Annotated in this window: 16 protein-coding genes and 1 riboswitch; of the genes, 7 read left to right on the top strand and 9 right to left on the bottom strand. The window is 43.6% G+C overall.

Annotated features, from left to right (window positions below; genetic code table 11):
- The first annotated feature begins 45 nt into the window (after window positions 1–45).
- From AB4405_RS13240 to AB4405_RS13230, 3 genes are read left to right on the top strand one after another with little or no spacing between them, the layout of a single operon-like run.
- Window positions 46–507: a nitrate reductase cytochrome c-type subunit gene (locus tag AB4405_RS13240; protein ID WP_102471257.1), complete on the top strand. Its 462-nt coding sequence runs from the start codon at window positions 46–48 to the stop codon at window positions 505–507.
- Between the two features lie 25 nt (window positions 508–532).
- On the top strand, window positions 533–1,111 hold the full coding sequence (locus tag AB4405_RS13235) for a NapC/NirT family cytochrome c (protein ID WP_102471258.1): 579 nt from the start codon (window positions 533–535) through the stop codon (window positions 1,109–1,111).
- Window positions 1,112–1,121: 10 nt separating this feature from the next.
- On the top strand, window positions 1,122–1,256 hold the full coding sequence (locus tag AB4405_RS13230) for a TIGR02808 family protein (RefSeq protein ID WP_102471259.1): 135 nt from the start codon (window positions 1,122–1,124) through the stop codon (window positions 1,254–1,256).
- A 263-nt stretch (window positions 1,257–1,519) separates the two neighbouring features.
- Here AB4405_RS13230 and AB4405_RS13225 read toward each other — a convergent pair whose 3' ends face one another.
- Genes AB4405_RS13225 through AB4405_RS13200 form a run of 6 tightly spaced genes read right to left on the bottom strand, consistent with a single transcriptional unit; the run spans window position 1,520 to window position 10,612 of the window.
- On the bottom strand, window positions 1,520–4,966 hold the full coding sequence (locus AB4405_RS13225) for a hypothetical protein (RefSeq protein WP_372061230.1): 3,447 nt from the start codon (window positions 4,964–4,966) through the stop codon (window positions 1,520–1,522).
- 50 nt (window positions 4,967–5,016) lie between these two features.
- The gene (locus AB4405_RS13220) at window positions 5,017–5,988 is read right to left on the bottom strand and encodes an ABC transporter ATP-binding protein (protein WP_372061228.1); all 972 of its coding nucleotides are present in this window, start codon (window positions 5,986–5,988) and stop codon (window positions 5,017–5,019) included.
- Window positions 5,989–5,998: 10 nt separating this feature from the next.
- The gene (locus tag AB4405_RS13215; RefSeq protein WP_372061226.1) at window positions 5,999–6,952 is read right to left on the bottom strand and encodes an ABC transporter ATP-binding protein; all 954 of its coding nucleotides are present in this window, start codon (window positions 6,950–6,952) and stop codon (window positions 5,999–6,001) included.
- Window positions 6,949–7,941: an ABC transporter permease gene (locus AB4405_RS13210; RefSeq protein WP_372061224.1), complete on the bottom strand. Its 993-nt coding sequence runs from the start codon at window positions 7,939–7,941 to the stop codon at window positions 6,949–6,951. Before AB4405_RS13210 ends, AB4405_RS13215 begins: the two co-directional genes overlap by 4 nt.
- An 8-nt stretch (window positions 7,942–7,949) precedes the next feature.
- Window positions 7,950–8,924 (bottom strand): ABC transporter permease, encoded by a 975-nt coding sequence (locus AB4405_RS13205; RefSeq protein ID WP_102532366.1) that lies wholly within the window; start codon window positions 8,922–8,924, stop codon window positions 7,950–7,952.
- 53 nt (window positions 8,925–8,977) lie between these two features.
- Window positions 8,978–10,612: an ABC transporter substrate-binding protein gene (locus tag AB4405_RS13200; protein ID WP_102532367.1), complete on the bottom strand. Its 1,635-nt coding sequence runs from the start codon at window positions 10,610–10,612 to the stop codon at window positions 8,978–8,980.
- Window positions 10,613–11,091: 479 nt separating this feature from the next.
- Here AB4405_RS13200 and AB4405_RS13195 point away from each other — a divergent pair, with 479 nt between their 5' ends.
- Window positions 11,092–11,838 carry an ABC transporter substrate-binding protein gene (locus tag AB4405_RS13195; protein ID WP_372061223.1) on the top strand — a complete coding sequence of 249 codons (747 nt, stop codon included), beginning with the start codon at window positions 11,092–11,094 and terminating at the stop codon, window positions 11,836–11,838.
- Window positions 11,839–11,932: 94 nt separating this feature from the next.
- On the opposite strand, the gene AB4405_RS13190 is transcribed toward AB4405_RS13195, so the two are convergent.
- Window positions 11,933–12,625 carry a hypothetical protein gene (locus tag AB4405_RS13190; RefSeq protein ID WP_372061221.1) on the bottom strand — a complete coding sequence of 231 codons (693 nt, stop codon included), beginning with the start codon at window positions 12,623–12,625 and terminating at the stop codon, window positions 11,933–11,935.
- Window positions 12,626–13,178: 553 nt separating this feature from the next.
- Here AB4405_RS13190 and AB4405_RS13185 point away from each other — a divergent pair.
- On the top strand, window positions 13,179–15,323 hold the full coding sequence (locus AB4405_RS13185) for an EAL domain-containing protein (protein ID WP_372061220.1): 2,145 nt from the start codon (window positions 13,179–13,181) through the stop codon (window positions 15,321–15,323).
- Between the two features lie 131 nt (window positions 15,324–15,454).
- Here AB4405_RS13185 and AB4405_RS13180 read toward each other — a convergent pair whose 3' ends face one another.
- Window positions 15,455–16,429, bottom strand: coding sequence for a GGGtGRT protein (locus AB4405_RS13180; protein ID WP_372061219.1), 975 nt, complete (start codon window positions 16,427–16,429; stop codon window positions 15,455–15,457).
- 15 nt (window positions 16,430–16,444) lie between these two features.
- Window positions 16,445–17,137, bottom strand: coding sequence for an iron-sulfur cluster assembly scaffold protein (locus AB4405_RS13175; RefSeq protein WP_102532522.1), 693 nt, complete (start codon window positions 17,135–17,137; stop codon window positions 16,445–16,447).
- A 126-nt stretch (window positions 17,138–17,263) separates the two neighbouring features.
- Window positions 17,264–17,328: riboswitch (Fluoride riboswitch) on the bottom strand.
- A gap of 313 nt (window positions 17,329–17,641) precedes the next feature.
- Between AB4405_RS13175 and AB4405_RS13170 the strand changes: the two genes are divergently transcribed.
- Window positions 17,642–19,360, top strand: a complete 1,719-nt coding sequence (locus AB4405_RS13170; RefSeq protein WP_372061218.1) for an ArnT family glycosyltransferase — start codon at window positions 17,642–17,644, stop codon at window positions 19,358–19,360.
- A 424-nt stretch (window positions 19,361–19,784) separates the two neighbouring features.
- Window positions 19,785–19,964, top strand: a complete 180-nt coding sequence (locus AB4405_RS13165; protein ID WP_102532524.1) for a hypothetical protein — start codon at window positions 19,785–19,787, stop codon at window positions 19,962–19,964.
- The last annotated feature ends 28 nt before the right edge of the window (window positions 19,965–19,992 follow it).

Raw genomic sequence — 19,992 nt, 5'->3', positions numbered from 1 at the left:
TACCGGCAGCCATCAATAAATTAGCCAAATGGCGGAGAATATAAGATGAAAAAACTGTTAGTCGCTGTTCTTTCTGTTGGCGCATTGCTTACTGGCATTGCACAAGCGGAACTGAATAATCCTGGTGGTATCGGTGGTGTAGAATCACTTCGCGGTGCATCCCAACTCGAAGATACTCGTCCTGCCGACGACTTTAAGAAATACCCACGAGACCAAGTCATTGAAAGTGACTTTGTATACCAACCACCACTGATTCCTCATCAGATTCGTGGCTACGAGGTATCACTCAATGCCAACAAATGTCTAGCTTGCCACAGCTGGAAAAATGCAAAAGAAATGGGCGCGACAAAAATCAGCGTAACTCACTATATGAATCGTGAAGACGCTGTACTTGCAGATGTCTCACCTAGACGTTATTTCTGCTTACAATGTCACGTTCCACAAGCTGATGCTCAACCATTAGTTGCTAATGATTTTGAACGCGTTGATTCACTGCGTGATAAATAGCCATAGGCGTTAAGAGAGGCTATCTATGAAATTTTTAAAAGCGTTTTGGATGCGTTTGAAATCCCCTAGCAAAGCGGCCGCTGGTGTTGTTTTGTTTATGGGTTTTGCTGGCGGTTTACTCTTTTGGGGTGCATTCAATACGGGTATGGAAGCAACCAACACGGAAGAATTCTGTTCTGGTTGTCATGCCCCGATTGTTGCTGAGATCCAAGAGACTATTCACTATTCCAACCGTTCTGGTGTTCGTGCTATTTGTTCAGATTGTCACGTTCCTCATGAATGGACCGATAAGATCGTACGTAAAGTGCAAGCATCAAAAGAGTTATTTGCCCACTACGTTACGAAGACTATCGACACACCTGAGAAATTTCAGGCGCGTCGTGCGCACTTAGCGGAACGGGAATGGGCTCGTTTAAAGAACAACGATTCTCTTGAGTGTCGTAACTGTCATGAGTTTGAGTTTATGGATTTCTCAGAACAAGGCCCACGTAGTGTAAAACAACACTCAACAGCCCTAGCTTCTGGTGAGAAAACCTGTGTCGATTGTCACAAAGGTATCGCACACAAACTACCAGACATGCACGGCGTTGAAGGTTGGCAATAAGGAGCATTAAATGAGTACATTAGAGTCGGTCATTTGGCACGTACTTGGCTATGCAGCCATGCCAGTTATCATCTTATCAGGGTTTGCCGTGGTTGCCGCCATTTCATTATGGTTCTTATCGCTAAGTAAAGATAAACAACTATAGGTTATACTCTGACCTACAAAAAAGCAGACACTGAGTGTCTGCTTTTTTATTGCTTACTGTTTCGTTTGACTCAGCGCTTTCGGTTTAAAGAGAACGCCACGTTGACTTAACATGCCCTCAATTATCACTTCCCATCGTTGATGTTGGATGTTTTGGCTGTCGCAAACTAAGAAGTGAACACCATTATTTCGATGCTCACCCCAGTTTTATCTTACCTTTTTATCTCTATATTTCGATTTTTATAGGCGCCTATATTCGAGATGTCAGAATAAGTCGTGCTCTGGAACACTCACTATTACTGATTTCACAACGTTAGTTCGAGAGAAAATCTCATTACTGATTGACGCAGGTATAGTGGCTGACTTCAACGTCTCTCTTTCACCGGACTGGAACTCTACTTCAATGGTCACGACCGTTGATGTTGACGTGTGATACACAAACGGAACCTGACAATATGTAAATGCTAAGCGGTTAATCGGCAACGGGATTTGTTGCTGTTCCCCCTCAACATCAAAGTATCGATACGTATTAGCCTGATCAATAAACTCACTACGCTGTAATAGTGTTGGCGCGACCTGGATCTCGCCATCGGTAATTTCTACACCGAGCTCACCAAACCGAGTGATAATTTCCTCTTTAACTTGCCCTGTCATACCCGGCTGTTGAGCACCTGCTTGCTTCGGTGTGTGTGAATAGGGGTCTGTAGGAAACGCGCCGTAAACCTCAGGGGTCTTGTTGAAACCAATGCCTTCACGAACACGATAATAATAATGTGCAAGCTGAGCAGTTTCTTCACTATCTGGTGATTCTAAGTAAGCGTGCTGGTAATTCTCTTGTACAGCGAGTAATAACTTAGACACCATATGCCAGTAAATACATCCCAACCCTTCGTAACCAAACATGGTTCCAGAGCGTCCTGTAAATGACTTATGGTTAAATGTTAATTCATAGATGTCCGCAACCTGATTCCAATCTTCTGCCGTGTAACCTTGGTAGGCAGACTTAAGTTCGAGCAGCCGTTGTTGTAGCGTCCCGACGTTATCAAAATCGGCATTGAAGTGAACATTATCACCGGCTCCTTGAACCACTACTCTCTTATCTTGAGTGCATAGCATGTGTTTCAGCAGGTCACTTTGATCGATAATTGCACGAGGAACTTGGTTTTTTTCAAGGTAACTTGTCAAATCGCGATCCGGGTACAGCATGAAGCTTTGCTGATCTTCACGGAACATGTCACTAGCAAAAAGTTTGTCTAACAGTTTAATCACTTGTTTTGAATCCAAGATACCTGAACTCAAAATAGCAACTTGGCCTTCTAACATCGGATACAGCTCTGCAACTTCAGCGTTGCCTTGAGACAAATCTAAAATGTTGTAGGCGTTATACAATCCGTCTTCACGCTTGTTCTTGATTATCGTTTGATCGATCAGCGATATGCTTACATCCAGTAACTCATTGACCTTGCTGATATCGATGTTTGATTTACCACTAAACCCATCTTGGTACACTCGTTGACGATAACCGTCTGCGCAATTTGCCAGACTCACCAACATCTGCTTACGAAGCTCTGGAGTCACATCATTGCTACGAACAATAGACACCATGTCATTAAGCAGTGTATTCGTGTTTAACAACCATGTTGATACCTCATTGGAAAGCTCAACACTCATTGGGACACGACATACAAGCTTGCGTAAGAAAGTGACATATCGGCGAATATAGTACAACGTGACCATCGACAATCCATTACCGACAATCGCGTTATTGGCATCGTTCCATTCAGGCCGTTGCGTATTCAACCAAATACCACCATCAACCACAAAGTTGCTTAATTTGGACAGTAGTGGCACCAACAACTTTTCTAATAAGTTAACATGGTAAACATCACCGGCATTATCGAGTAGCAAACGGCCATCACTGCCTAGCGCAGCGCTCAGATCTTCTGTGGCTTTCTGTTTCTTTTCATTAAACGATACCGTATCTTTCGGATTAGCCAATAACCCCTCTACACCACACAACTCATACGGTACATTGGCGTAACTATAATTGGCGCTTGTTAGCCATGAAACTAAGTCATTCTGATGGTGTTTATCGGCAAGCTCTAAGAACTTCAGCAAATAGATAATCTGATGATCACCCCAATAACCAATATTGCTCCAAGGATCGTCGAGCTCCAGCAGCTCCCAGTCCACACCTTCTTTAGTAATGCGGTAAGGGTTATATCCGTCAATCGTCGATGCATTGACAAACTTAGCGATAAAAGAACCAATATAGTTAGGGTAACTCAGTGCCATGGCTTCCCAGTTCTGGAAGATATCACGCCAGTTACCTTGATAAGCGAGTAGGCGGTCCCCCTCATCATCACGAACCTTTATCTCAAAATGATTCCAAGGTCGACTTGGATCGCCATGGCGACGGCCAAACGTTAACGGAAGGTATTCGTAACAAATGCGTACCAGTTGAGAATCCCCGGTTTCTTTTGCCGCCGCAATGAGGTTCGGATGAGTTAAACCAGCCTGGAGTGAAGAAATGAACGCTTGATTACGATTAAAGACCGTCTGATTCATGGCTTTTAATGAGCAAATGACATCATCAACTTGCAACGTATAGCCCGACACAAAAACGCCACCGCGCATGTTGTTAAACAATACGTTAGCATAGTGGTGTACGCTGGTTTCTTCGCTTGATGTTAGCTGCCAAGCATCCGCTCCCGCCATTAATGACACCAATTCATTCTGGTTGTTCTTTACATCGTCGCGGATCATCTGAGGGAGATGGTTATCACTGAGCATCATCTGTTTGAGTTCAAACACGTCGGCGTGTGTTTTATCGATATCAGCAACCATTAACCACGATTCTTGCGCCCCTGGTACTAATGTCATGCAGTGGTGACTAAAATAAGCGCCCCGCTCTCCACGCGTCAATGCGTCGGCAATTAAAGGTTGGCCTTTTCTAAATCGAGCTAAATCTGAAGAGCTCAAAGAAACCGTCGCATCACCATCAAATACTGAAAACACGGTCGTTGTTCGTAGCGACTCTGCAGGTTCAGCTCTATCACTGAGCTTGGCATACATGCTGTAGGTTGCCATTGGCAATGTATCGACACGTTCATTCCACTTATAGGCATCGACAAGGGCACTACGCGTTTGTAATGCTTGCAATGGAGCACCCGAAGGTAACAGGTTTTGCAATCCATCCATGACCTCGACGTCAACCTCAGAACCCGACAAGTTGACGATTTCCGTCTCTCGGACAAAACCAAATCGCTCACCGCAGCTCCAGCTGTACTGGTACCCTAGCCCAAGTGAATGGTTGATCTCTTCAAATACGATTCTGTCACCAACCGAGTTCTTATAAAGGTTACGCTGCACATCATACACACCGTTGTGATGCTCATTGTACGGTTCCCATAGTGCGACTTTACCGTCCTTCGAATGAACCTTAATTAATGTTTTTGCACCGGTATTATGTGCGCTTTCATGAATATGGTCGACTGAGCGATAAGGAAACAATGCATTTTCAGGTCGCACTCTACCTGCTGATAGCGCCCCTGTTGATGAGATAAAAAACCAGTGATTACTCGCCGATACCACACTAATGAAAAAGGGTGCCATTTGATCGACGTCGCTTATTTTGTAGAAACGCTCTCCTGCTTTATCTACAAACTTGCCCGTTACATTGGGGTTGGTTTCTATTTGTGTATTTTCCATAATTTTCATCACTTTTTTGAAAGCGCTTTCTTGTGCGCTAAAATTTGAAGTTAAATATTGTGGCAACGAGCAAAGTGTTCTTCTGCAATTTGAACCGGCTCTGGCATTTGTGTCTCACATTGCGCGCTCGCGCTCGGACAACGTGCATAGAACGGACAACCCACACTCTCGGGCTTCCACAAAGGGATATCCCCTTTTTTCACCATGAGATCGCGACGTCCCGCTTTTCCAGCTTCTGGAACAGCAGATAGCAACAACTTTGAATATGGATGTTGTGGATTCTGGGTGACACTGTCACTCACCCCCCATTCAACCATATGCCCGACATACATCACTGCGGTCTTTTCAGCGAAGTAACGCGCTGTAGCAATATCGTGGGTAATGTACATAAAAGAAATACCGTGCTTGTCTTTCAAGTCAGCCATTAAATTTAGGATGCCCAACCTCACCGATACATCCAGCATTGAAATGGGTTCGTCCGCTAAAATAACTTCGGGATCCACGGCTAAAGCTCGCGCGATCGCAACGCGTTGACGCTGACCGCCGCTGAGTTCATGTGGAAATTTTTCCGCGGTTTCTTTCACCGGCGATAATCCGACAAGCTCAAGTAAATCGTATACAAGCTGAGGAACGGCCGCTTTATCTGCACGTTTATGAATTAATAAAGGGCGCGCAATATGGTGATAGATAGTGTGCACCGGATTCAGGCTGCCAAACGGGTCTTGGAAGATCATCTGTACTTGGCGGGCATACTCAAGCGCACCATTTTGTTCAATATAGGTTTTAAGTGGCACCCCTTTAAAGTTGATCTGGCCAGCAGTCTCATCATAGATGCGAGTTAAAATCCTAGCCCCCGTGCTTTTTCCAGAACCTGACTCTCCGACAATCGCCAGCGCTTCACCTTTCTTTAGGTCGAATGAGACATCATTAACCGCTCGCATCACCTTGCTTTTCGCTGACTGCCCTAAAGGAAAGTCTTTAACCAAGTTATTAACTGAAAGAATCACTTCATTACTTTGCATCTGTTTTACCTCACACAAGATGGCAAGCGACCTGGCGGTCAGCAGCGTTTGTCATTAATTTAGGCTCTTCGCGTTTGCATACTTCCACGCACCCATCACAACGATCCTGGAAATTACAACCTTCAGGCGTATCCAATAAATTAACAGGGTTACCGGGAATACCATATAGACGCTCTTTCGGGCCATGGATCGTAGGGAAAGAAGCGATAAGCCCTTGAGTATAAGGATGCTTCGGGTCACCAAACACGTCAGCGGCGTCACCCAGTTCTATCAAGTTACCGGCGTACATCACCCCTATCCGATCAGCAATTTCGCCCATCAAGCTCAAATCATGGCTGATGAATAAAATTGAGAAACCAAATTTTGTCTTTAGATCGTACAGTTCATTCAATATTTCTCGTTCCACCACCACATCGAGAGCCGTTGTCGGTTCGTCCATAATGATGAGCTTAGGCTCGAGTGCAAGTGCAATGGCAATAACCACCCGCTGACGCATCCCCCCACTCAGTTGGTGCGGAAAACTACTCATCCTATCAGCGTGAATACCCACCACTTCAAGTAACTCAGCACCACGCGCATGGGCCTGCTTATAACTCACGTTCTTATGAGCCAGAATGACGTCCGTCAGCTGCTCTCCAATGGTAATCACCGGGTTTAGTGAGTTCATCGCACTTTGGAACACGACTGATACATCATTCCAACGGAACTTTCTCAGTTGTCTGTCGGACATTTTCAGAACATCTTGTCCTTGATACAGCACCTCACCTTCAGAAATAAGCGCAGGCGCTTTATGTAATCTCGCGATAGCGAAAGCGAGCGTACTTTTTCCACAACCAGACTCACCAGCAATCCCAACGGTTTCACCGGGTTTAATCGTTAGACTTACGTTGTTTACTGCACGAGCGATACCATTTGGAGAAACGTAGTCTACGCACAAATTGTTAATTTCAAGTAATGCACTCATTTTAGGCCTCGACGCTTATCTGCTTCTTTCTTAAGTTTGTGCCACAGTTTCATGTGCGGACCAGTACGAAGTTTCGGGTTGCTTACCTGATCAATAGACATATTGATTAATGCTAACGCACCACCAGTTATTGCCAGTGCCATTGCAGGAACTAACATTTCCCACCACGCGCCGGTATAAAGCGATGAAGACGTCTGTGCCCAATACAACATAGAACCCCAACTGACTTCCGTCGCATCACCGAGACCAAGAATACCTAAGCCTGCCTCGGCACCCATGGCATAAATAACGGTCCCTAAGAAGCCACCAAACACAATCGAAATAAGGTTAGGTAAAATTTCGACCAGAATAATTCGAATCTTTGACTCTCCCATCACTTCTGCGGAAATGATGAATTCTTTATTTCGAATGGCCATGGTTTGCGCCCTGATGACCCTTGCTCCCCAGGGCCAGGAGGTTATCCCCAGTAGTACAGTAATAACCAATGACCCGACTTGCCCTAAGAACGCGGCAAGCACTATCAATAACGGGAGCTGAGGAAAAACCAAAAACACATTGGTTAGAAAGTTTAATCGGTCATCAATTCGTCCACCAAAGTAGCCCGACGACACACCAACCAACACAGCAATAGTCATAGCAATGACGCCAGCCGTTAAGGCAACAGTCAGTGTTTTTCTTGCACCGTGCAGTACTTGGCTATAGACATCACGTCCACTGCGAGTCGAACCGAGAACATGTTCAGCACTAGGCGCCATATGCGGTCGTGCTACTCGCTTTTGTGGGTCATGAGACGCGAGTACCGGAGCAAAGATGGCGCCTGCCAGAACGATAGTCAGCAAGAAACCACCAATGATAGCGGGTGGGTTACCATAGAAGAATGAATACACTTTATGGAGCGTACCTTTTATTTTTTTCCATGAAAATTTCGGTTCTCGAGTCGCTAAACTCGGTTCGTTTGTGTATTTATGAGCAGCAATTAACTTGTCCATAATGCACCCTAATTTGAAATACGTGGGTCAAGCCAAACATACAGTAGGTCGGCGATGAAGTTTGCCGTCAACACGGCGGTGACAAGAATCAGAAGAATGGCTTGAATCAATGGGTAGTCGCGAGCAATGATGCCTTTCAGTAATATATTGCCAAGTCCTTGATAGTTAAAAACTACCTCGGTCATGATTGAGCCTGCGAACGAGAAACCAATTGCCATCGCAATAGCCGTCGCAACCGGTAAAATGGCATTACGTCCTGCATATCGATACATCACTCGAAAGCTACTTAAGCCTTTGGCTTCGGCCATCGTGACGTAGTCCTCACCCAATACGTTAATCATGGCGTTACGCATGTTGAACACCCAAGTAGAGATCCCAACAATCACCATCGAACCAACAGGTAATATCGCGTGTTTGGCAACACTTGAAATAAACTCCCACGTTAAAGCAGGCTCTAAAGAAGGGTCATAGGTATAAGCGAGTGGTAACAATTCTAGCTTCAAGCCAAAGAAGTAGAACAGCAGCAGTGCGGTAACGATATAAGGGAAGTTACTAATGAAAGCAAGAACTGGCGGGACAAACTGCCCGAAGAATCCTTCACGTCGGTACGACGCATACGTACCAATACTCACCCCGATGATCAACGCGACAATGAGTGAGCCTAATGCCAAGAACATTGTCCATGGTAGCGCCATCGCAATCACGTCAGAAACACTGACTGGAAACATAAGAACCGACGGGCCTAGATCTAATGTAAAAACACTTTTGATATAAGACAAATACTGGACGAAGATGTTGCCATCGACGAAGCCATACATTTCTCGTACCGCGTCCATTTGAGAAGGGTCCATTCGACCCTGAGCTGCGGCAAACAACGCATCAACCGGATCACCCGGCATCAATCTCGGTAACATAAAGTTAAACGAGATAGCGATAATAAACGCAGTAAAATAAAAGCCAAAACGGCGAGCTAAAAACGACATAGCAATACCTTGTTGCTTTGGGGCTATCCACTGGATAACCCCAAAGACATACGTTATTTAAGATGTAAATTATTAAGAATAATTACGCGCTTACCGCCGTCATACCATACGGGTTGGATGTACGGATTTTGTTGGCTCGGCCAACCAACGATTTTGCTTGAGTTGTACTGGAACCAAGTTGGATTGGAAAACAGTGGGATAAACGGTAGATTCTCGGCAGTGAATTCTTGTAGTTCAGAAATGATGGCTTGTTGTTTAGCAACATCGCCCGTTTTACCGAAGCTTTCGATAAGCTGATCAATTTCCGCACTGTTAACACCGTGGCCTGCATGCCATGTTTTGCCGATACGCGACGTAGAAAAATACTCTTGGTAAGCTAAAATAGGGTTCGTCGCGACCATCGACCAGTTAATCGACATTTTGTAGTTACTGTCTTTTAGATTGCTATCGTAAACCGCCCAGTCAACCGTTTTTACATTGGCTTTAATCCCGACTTCTTCATAGTATTCTGACACCATCTGAACCACTTGGATCCAGTCGGTCCAGCCGTTAACCACTTCTATATCAAACTCAACGGTATTACCGGATTTGTCATCTCGGAATCCATCGCCATTTCGGTCTATAATCCCCGCTTCATCGAGCAGTTGCTTAGCCTTGTCTTCATCATAACGAGTCAGTTCAGCAAATTTTGCATTAACCGACTTATCGATACTGTTCAGGTATAACTCACCAATACCGCCAACATTAAAGTTTGCGGTTGGGTAACCGTAGGCGGCAATGTCCACAATTGCGTCACGATCGAGGGCCATAGATAGCGCTTGGCGAACTTTTAAATCATCAAACGGTTCTTCTTTGGTGTTTACATAGAGGTGGATGGCATCGTTTGCCGGATACCAAAAATGATGGTTGCTAGGGTCCTGGTCAACAAATGTCGATTCTACATCCGCGATGAAATTTGAACCCCAGTCAATCTCTCCTTTAATAAGAGCGGGCTGTATTTGAGAATTGTCGTTATACGAGCGATAAGTAATACAGTCTAGATGAGGTAGATTTTCCAGGTAATAGTTTGGGTTACGGCACAATTCAACCTGCTGTGGCTTCACATACTTAACCGTTGTCATTGGTCCGCTACCAATAGGGTTCGGGTTAGTAAATGTCGTCAGATCCTTCGCTTTACTCCATACTTTGCTCGGGACAATGTGATACGCGGGAAAATTCCAAACAAAGGTTGAATCGGCTTCTTTCAACTCAAACGTAACGGTGCGTTCATCGATAACATTCACAGCAGTGAGATTACCGCCAGACCAAATACCCTTTTGGTCAAAAGCGGGCGCGGTTTTAGTCATGTTAAAGCTAAAGGCGACATCTTCTGCAGTCAAAGGGCTGCCATCCGACCATTTAAGCCCTTCTCGCAACTTAACCGTTATCGTTTTTAAGTCATCAGTGTAATCGGCTGACTCCGCTAGTCTCCAGTTTGTTTCTCCTGTCATATTGTTGAAAACCATCAAAGGCTCAAACATCACGCCATGATATAAATCTTTTGTTGTATATGGATTAAAGTTGTCAACAAACCCCGTATTGATAATCGGCACTGTCAGTGTACCGCCTTGCTTGATTTCTGCAGCCTGTGCGCCTGCAGTCATTATTGCTCCACATAATACTGAGGCGATGAGTGTTCTTTTATGCATCACTAAATCCTTTTCTATAAGAGTGAATAAGCGCCGTTCCAATCGTGTTGTCATAGGGGGGTTAACAAAAAAGAAAGCGCTTTCTTAAAGGATACTATGTACTCGCACTCTCGATAGCAAAACCAGCACAAAGAAATATCGACGTGATCACATTTACTTAATTCATTTAAAATCAGCAAGTTAACGTAAAAAATCGATAAGCAACAAATTAGATGCCTAAAATAATATCTTTATTTTCAATTAGTTAAGTTCAGCAACTGGCATCACAATGTAATTTATGAAACTGTGATCACCTTATCTTTTAAGAAAGCGCTTTATAATTAACATCACTACCACTACTCACACCACAATTTATACATTAACATTTATCTATAAAAATCATGAACATGTGAAGAATACCTATGTCAAAATCAATACATTTGATTAGTCTACATAGGTTAACGCACTTTATTTTGAACGCGCTTACAGGAGCTCGCGCTATGGTTATTAAATTTTGGAACGGAAATAAATCCTCACCTAGGCAACAATATGAGCTGGAATTATTGCAATTAATTGCATCGACGATGGATGACGCTTCTGGCAGAAGAATCACCATTATCGATGACCGGCAAGACTACCCAAAGGCCGAAGATGAAGGACGTGTTTTTGATAATGGCACTGACATTTTAGTGACGGTGAAAGGCAATAAAAAATTTGACGATAGCGCATTCATTGAGATTAACCATTCATTAGTTAAAGAGCTATTAGGTCAGCGAATCCTGTTTATTCGCACTGCCGAACGAGCACAATTTCATTCGCCTGATGCCATAAGAGATAAACGTGTAGGAGTACCAAAAACGTGGGCTGATGCGGATTTATTTCGTCACAATGGATTCAATGTGATTGAGGAAGGTGATTTTGAAACCATATTCGACTTATTAGCCGATAACGAATTCGATTTCGTTTGTTTTGGTGCAAACGAAGCATTAGATATTTACCGACAACGGATACAAGATCAGCATGATATTTCGATGGTCGAGGATCTTATGATTCATTACCCGTTTCCACTGGTGTTCTACGTCAATGCTCAAAAACCAGAACTCGCAGAGCGAGTCGGACATGCGCTTAAGACAATAACGCACAACGGCAAGTTTGATGATCTTTATAATCAATATTTTAAAGGCATTGAAACTGAACTGGCTCTCGCTAATCGTCAGATTATCTCGCTACGCAACCCACAGATATAACAGGTTTACTGGCCCATTCAGTCGTTGGTTTTAAGATTTCATCACAACATGACGTTGTATGTATCATTCAAACCAACGTAATACTTTAAGATGCTCAAAAGATCTCACCCGTTGAAACGTTCAAGTACACCTTGTTCGCGACATCGAGCCCACCACAATAGCTAAAATAAACATTGTTAGGATGATTGATAGATTTGATCCAACCATCGACTTCGATAAAATCAGATAAACGACACCGTTTATTTTCAATCAATGATGTCGTAGCGCTAAAAAACCGCTCTTGATAACGATTATAATCGTCACTATTCGCGATTGTATCGGACAGTATTGCTTGCCATCGAGGTCCCGTTAAGACAACGGGCTCCGTTGATAAACCCTCTATTTTTACCCATTGTGAGACTTCTTTTTGATCTTCTTCGAGTTGATAAATAGGTGCAATACGGATCCATTCTTGGGCATGTTCCATGACTCGAAGCTCTTCACCATAAAATGCGGTGCCATCTTTCAGGGCATCATCATCGGGTTGAAGCATAATGGCGACAGAGAGCTCAGAGACAAAGTAGTGACCGGGTTGAACGTCACTATCCACTAAAGCTGGCATATCCGGTGTTGGAACGATACCTTTTTTGTCGTTGTCCAGCATTTCTTCTTGATGCGGTTCCTTCATTGGTTTATCTGGCGTGGTCTGATCATCACCATCATCAAAATAACCCAAAAAATACGCAGCACACCCGCCACCAGCGAGTAATAGTAGACAGACAATTCCAATCAATAATTTCTTTTTCACAATGCTCTCGTTAGAAAAGGACTCAACATCAACGTCATTTTAACGTTCAAAGAAGAATAACCGTAACAATGACTTTAGAACTAAGGTCACAATCTTATAACTTACTCCAATAAATTAAAGTTATATCATCTTGAAAACCAATTACCACAAATGATACAACTACACCCTTTCTACAATACCCAGTGAAATACTGTTGAAATTATACGCATTTACTCTAAATCGGAATGCTTTTATATTCAACCGGTTAGATAACATACTTGTTTATACATCAATCAACAAAACTTCACTTAAAGAATGAATGAAATGGGTCTAGCACTCTACAAATCCATACTGGATTTTTTCGATACTGCGATAAAATCAACTAATATAAATAGAGTTTGATATATAAAGGAATGTCGGTGCATAAAACCAATAAGCCCCTTGACCATAGCCAACAATATTCGGGTAACCCGTGTATACGTTTCTGCTGTGTTACCAATAATATGCATCATGAACCCTCAATTTTTGTGTCACCAACATCATCCTATCATCTAGGTTCAAGGGTCGCGAATTGATGAAACTTCGGCTTCGCCTTCAAGGTCAATACACACTTGCAACCTTTCTGCTTGCCACCACGCTGATCTCGGCGAGCATCGCCGTACATTTGTGGTTATCCTCAACTCAATCTGATTATTTACGGGCTGAGCTATCCGCTCAACATACGCAAGCCAGCATAAAAACCGTTGTACGAAGAGCGACCCAGGTATCGGGCTATTTAGCATCCGTTTTAGTCAACCCGTTGAATGAACATAACGTCGCTATCACGACACAGTTACTTCAACCCATAAAGGACTACCCAGAGGTCATCAATGTCTCCTTACTGGACCAGAATTATGAGTTCATTGTACAAAATGATGAAGTATCACTTCCTAGCTCATCGCTGCCAGCGCTAGTCAAAGTATTTTCGGATGCCAAAACCGTTCAACAGATTACTGACCAACAAGTGACGGTCATTCAGCCCATTATAATCAACGACAAAGTGGCAGCAGCCCTTTATCTGATTATGTCCACTGATAACGTCCAAGATCATGTTGACGCTGCGGACAAGATCGTAGCAGCCGTCAATTCGCAAATCGAACAGAAGCTGTATTTGTCACTATTCATTATGTCCGTAGCGTTACTCTTGTTTTCAGCGGTTATTGCCACATTTATATCAAGACGATTAAGCCGTCCAATTACCAATCTCACACTTAGGACCAATGCCATTGGCCGAGGTGATTTTGACCTAAATGACCATGACGACACGAGTAAGCGCACTGATGAAATTGGAGAGTTAAGTAGCGCGATTCGAGCCATGGCAGCAAAACTTGAGCAACGAACTCAAAAGATCACCCATCTCGCTTATCATGACGCTCTAACTGAATTACCAAACAAAACACAGTTCATTCAACACCTACAAAGTACGATAAAGTCTTATCCCGCGACATCGTTCTCTGTGCTTTTTTTGGATCTCGATGAGTTTAAGGTCGTCAATGATAACTACGGCCATGACAGTGGCGACTTCCTGCTGATACGATTGGCGGAAAAGCTGACACTCTGTGCTAGAGACATCACTAATAACCACCCGCTGACAATGATCTCCCGAATCGGCGGCGACGAATTCCTGATGTTAATCCCCCACCTTAAATCCATTCAGGATGTCGACTCTGTCGTTAAGCAAATTTTCGTTGCAGTACGCTCTCCAATACTGATGGAAAATGAAGAGCTAGTGGTCGGAGGCAGTATTGGCGTTGCGCGCTATCCATACAATGGCAAATCCGCTGACGAGCTAATTAAACACGCTGATATTGCCATGTATCGAGCCAAGTCTGATGGCAAAAACACACATAAACTGTTTACTCCTAAAATGTTCAAATCCGTCGTTCATCGAGCAAACATGGAACGTGAGTTAAGGCGTTCCCTTTCGGACTTAAAACAATTTGAATTATGGTTTCAGCCTCTTGTTTGCCTAAAAACCGGACGAACCATCGGTGCAGAGGCTCTGGTTCGCTGGCGTCATCCAACGATCGGTTTAATCTCACCGGCGGACTTTATCTCAATCGCGGAAGAGACCGCCATGATCCTTCCATTGGGTCAATGGCTAATCGAAAACCTTTGCTTCCAAATCCAGCAATGGATGCCTTATTTCGACAGCGACTTTCACGCCTCGATTAACATTTCTTCGAAACAATTGTACCGACAAAACCTCGTCGAAATGTTCGCTTTTTATATGGAAAAATACCAAGTTCCGGCGAGAACGATTCGAATGGAGATCACGGAAAGCTTGTTGCTTCAAGATGAAGATGAAGCGGAGCGCACATTAAAGGCAATCAGGGAAAGTGGAATCGAAGTCTGGCTCGATGATTTTGGCACCGGCTATTCTTCACTCAGTTATTTACGACGTTTCACCGTTGATGGCATTAAAATCGACCAGTCTTTTGTTAGAGACATCACCACCGATGTCAAAGATCAACAATTAGTGCAAGCGATGATTGCGATGGCAAATAACTTAGACTTACTGGTAGTTGCAGAGGGAATTGAAACTCGCGAGCAAGCTCGAAAATTAGCCCAATTTGGTTGCCAAATTGGACAAGGGTACTACTACGATCGTCCCATCCCTGTAGAACAATTTGTCAATCGATTGATTAATGAAAATGAGTCCAATGTTATCGAGTTATAAACATCGATAAAAAAGACCGTTCAGTAACCTGAACGGTCAAGCAACGACATGACTTTCTTATTATTGAAGTAATCGAACAATCATCTTGCAATGACCCTTGTGTTAACGTGCTAAGTGCTAAGTGCTAAGTGCTAACGATTGAGTCGCATGTCGACTTCGACTGCAAGCGCTACGGATGCACCAACCATCGGATTATTTCCCATTCCAATAAAGCCCATCATGGCAACATGAGCAGGAACCGATGAACTACCCGCAAACTGTGCATCAGCATGCATTCTACCCATCGTATCGGTCATACCGTAACTTGCCGGGCCTGCTGCGACGTTATCAGGGTGAAGAGTTCGCCCTGTACCACCACCAGAAGCCACTGAAAAATAGGACTTACCTTGTATTAATCTTTCTGATTTGTAAATCCCCGCAACTGGATGTTGGAAGCGAGTCGGGTTGGTCGAATTACCCGTTATGCTCACGTCGACTTGAGCGGCATGCATAATCGCAACGCCTTCTCGTACATCATCGGCGCCATAACACAAGATCTCGCCGCGCTCTCCTTTTGAAAAACGTTTGCGACTTACCTCATTTAATTCACCTGTTGCGTAATCAAATTGAGTACGGATATACGTAAAACCGTTGATACGAGAAATCAGATAAGCGGCGTCCTTACCAAGGCCATTCAAAATGACTCTTAGCGGCGTTTTACGTGATTTATTCGCATTTAATGCAATTTTTATTGCCCCTTCCGCAGCGGCAAATGACTCATGGCCAGCAAGGAAAGCAAAACACTGGGTATCATCACTTAATAAACGAGCGGCCAGTGCACCGTGACCGATCCCAACTTGGCGCTGTTCCGCAACACTGCCCGGTTTGCAAAAAGCTTGTAGACCTTCCCCGATAATATTAGCTGCGGTAGCCGCACTATCCGGTCGACGGTGCAACGCTAATGCGGTACCAAGGGTGTACGCATCACATGCATTATCGAAAGCGATAGGCTGTGTATCAAGAACCAGTGCTTTTGGATCGATATTCATCTCTAAGCAATAGTCATACGCCTCTTCAATAGAGGTAAAATTCATTTCATTGAGCAGTGTTTGTTTGATGGTATTCATAATGTGGCCCTCAGCTTAGTCTTGACGTGGATTAACGGTTTTAACAGCTTCATCGAAGCGGCCGTAGGTACCTTTTGCTAATACCAGCGCTTCATCCGCTGAGGTACCTTTATTGATTTCCGCCATCATCTTGCCAAGATTGAGATATTCATAACCAATAATCTCCCCATCTTCATCTAGCGCTAGCAAAGTGACATACCCTTCAGCCACTTCCATATATCGAGGACCTTTCGCTAGTGTGGAATAACTGGTACCGACCTGACTACGTTGAGTTTTTCCTAAATCTTCAAGTGCTGCACCAACCTCTAAACCATCCAATGAAAAGGCCGATTGTGTACGACCATAGGCAAATTGTAGGAATATTTCCCGCATTGCTACATTAATCGCATCACAGACAAGATCGGTATTCATCGCTTCTAGAATGGTTTTTCCGGTAAGAATTTCAGACGCCATCGCGGCTGAGTGTGTCATGCCTGAGCAGCCTATTGTTTCAATAAGGACTTCTTGAACGATGCCTTCTTTGACGTTGAGTGTGAGTTTGGCAGCGCCTTGTTGCGGAGCACACGTTCCTACACCATGACTTAGGCCTGAGATCGCAATGACTTCTTTTGGATTGATCCAGCGCCCTTCTACAGGGATAGGGGCTGACGCATGGAGATCACCCTTTTGGATAGGGCACATTGAATGGATTTCTTGAGCATATTGCATGTCGTTTTCCTAAATAAGGAAAACAGGTGTAGGGCGGAACTAACATAACCACTCTCGAAAGAGTAAACTATCACTACAGTTCGCAGCCTATAACATAGACTGTTCCAACAGATACACCTGTTCTCTAAAACTGTAGGAGTCATTAGCCAGATTGGCGGTTAAGTAGGTGGAACCCCATCACCTTCGAATACATAGTAGATCCATATCACACTTTAATGCAACGGATTCTCTAGATTCATTTATTATATCAATATCGCCGCTTATATTGATTTAGGCACAAACATATCAATATCTATCGTTACAAATTGAAGACATTATTGATTTGAATGTTAAGATATAGTTCTGTCAAGCTGACGTCAGAAACAAAATTTTTTACGGATATTCAGTAATTAACAATTGCTGTAGAAAAATTAGCCCATTAGAATCAGCCCCCCTTTTATCTTTAAATTGTTAACAATTTAAAGTGGTCGCTTTCCTATTGGTCACTTTGAAGGAGAAGAAAAAGTGTCGATAACAAACTCAAGTCAACAAACCAATGATACACATTGGAAAGTATTTTTGTTGCTTGCCATTGTTGCTGTTGTTTTTAGTGGTTTATTTGACCACGATGTCTGGACGCCAGACGAACCACGTGTCGCAGCAATTATTCACAGTATGCACTTAACCGGTGATTACATCATTCCTCGCTTCGCCGACATCGCATTTGTGGAAAAACCTCCGGTTTTCTTCGTCATGTCGACACTGCTCATGCAAGTCACGGGGCTCGACGCCATTATGGCGGGACGCTTAGCGCTTGCATTATTGTGTTTAGGCTCCCTTGCGGCTACCTATCGAATTGCCTTTTTGTTTAAAGGCGAAAACTTTGCTTGGACGGCGCTGGCCGTACTTGGAACGTTAGAAGGCTTTATTCTCAATTTCCATTGGCTTCGAGTTGATGCCGCACTCATGTTCACCACCATTGCGGCCATTTGGGCATTCTCTGAAGCATACCTGCGTCAAAAGCTGGGTTATTTGATCATTGCTGGTGCGTTTACAGGCTTAGCCTTTTTAAGTAAAGGGCCTGTTGCCATCGTTTTATGTATTGGTTTGGCTTGGGTTCCTTTGGTCCTTCGTGCGCTCACGCTACGAAAGCAGTTCCCTGATGAAGCGGCCTCTATGAGCCGCTTTGTATTGATGCATATTGGCGGCATTGCCGTCATGTGCCTAGTCGCAGCGAGTTGGATCTATCCATTTTACAAAACAGCCTCTCCTGAGCTTTGGAAAGCATGGTTTTGGGATAACCAAGTAGGTCGATTAACAGGCAAAGCGACCGACACTCTGGGTCATAACAACGCTGGTAAACCTTTTTATTACGTCAAAGGCGTGATGGAATATGGTGCGCCATGGACCCCATTACTGGTTCTTTGGCTTGGCGGATTTTTCTACAAACTACGTCAACCCAAGCAATTAAATTGGATAGATGGCTTTTTAATATTCTGGTTTGCCTTAGCCATCTTTGTCCTATCTTATTCTGTCACCAAGCGTTCAATGTATTTGGCACCACTCATGCCATTATTTGCACTAATGATCGCGGATGCGCTTCAAACGTTTGCTGGAAAGTGGCTTGACTGGTATCGACGAGGTTGGCTCGCACTGATGTCGTTCGTACTGATTGCTTTTGCGGTGGTTCCATTGTGGGCTGGGCTTCTCCCCGCGCATAAAATTCCTGACGCATTAATGGTATGGCTAACATCTTGGCACTGGATTGCCCTAGTACCACTTATCGCGATTGGACTCATGGTAACGGTGGAGCGCAAGCCTTGGCCGCAGTGGAGTAAGCTAGCGATTATTACGGCTTTGTTCTTTTCTAGCGCCTTTACCTACTTATTTCCAGCGATTGATATCGCAAAAGATATGAAACCGGATTTAAAGGCTTTTGTGGAACAAATTCCAAAAGAAAAACGTGAACGTATTGCAAGCTTGCGATTCTCGGAGACGATGACGTCTATATTTTTCCTTTACCATGATTGGTCGGTACCGCGAGTCAGTGCGGAGCGTGCACAAGATATCCTGGACGGCATTGATCCTGACTACGATTACCTACTGCTTGATAGAAGCAATTCCGTCACTGAGATTCGTGCTTTTTCTGGCCTGAGAGAAGATACTCAGTTTACTATCTTAGCAAAGGGCACCCCTCGTAGCGATAAAGTCAAAGATGCCGTTTTTTGGCTATCGCCTGACTAATACACTAATATGCCCATAACGGTCGCTGACCGTTGTGGGCAATATTGCCACCAAAATGCCAATGATTCGCATTAATCGTTATGTGTCACGTTTTATAACTTCTCTCGTCTAATTTATCTCTCCTTTTTGCAATTTGTAACGTTAATTTTTTTGTCATTCAATTTATCCCAATTATCTGTTTTTTAAACAGAATAATTAATTTTTGTGTACAATAATCAACAAGAAATATGATCTGCTGTTATCTATAATATCTTTCCATTTGATTCAAATTTACCAAACGACTACTATGCTCGGCGTAAAAATAAATTTACTTATAAACTATAAAAATACCCCCCAGCTGGTGGTCAATTAACTGTCATATAACTCAGTTAGGCTTAAGCCATCCAGCCCTGATACTTACAACGTCAAAGGCAAATTGATTATTATGTTTGAAGAGAAAACGTTCCAATTGATGAAGAGTACCCTGGTCGGTAAAGTTAAGAATATTGATATTATTCCTTGTTGCAGCAAAGAATCACTTATCGAAGCGGTTAACAGTGCATCATCAGTCAGTGACCTCATCGGCATCAACAAAGCGATTCTTAGATTAATCAGCAAAGCCTAATTTAACGGAAAATAAAACGCCCCCAGCG

This window comes from Vibrio sp. 10N.261.51.F12, assembly GCF_041471725.1.
Classification (GTDB): Bacteria; Pseudomonadota; Gammaproteobacteria; order Enterobacterales; family Vibrionaceae; genus Vibrio.
The sequence above is the reverse complement of the archived record's forward strand: the minus strand, read 5'-3'. Positions and strand labels throughout refer to the sequence as shown.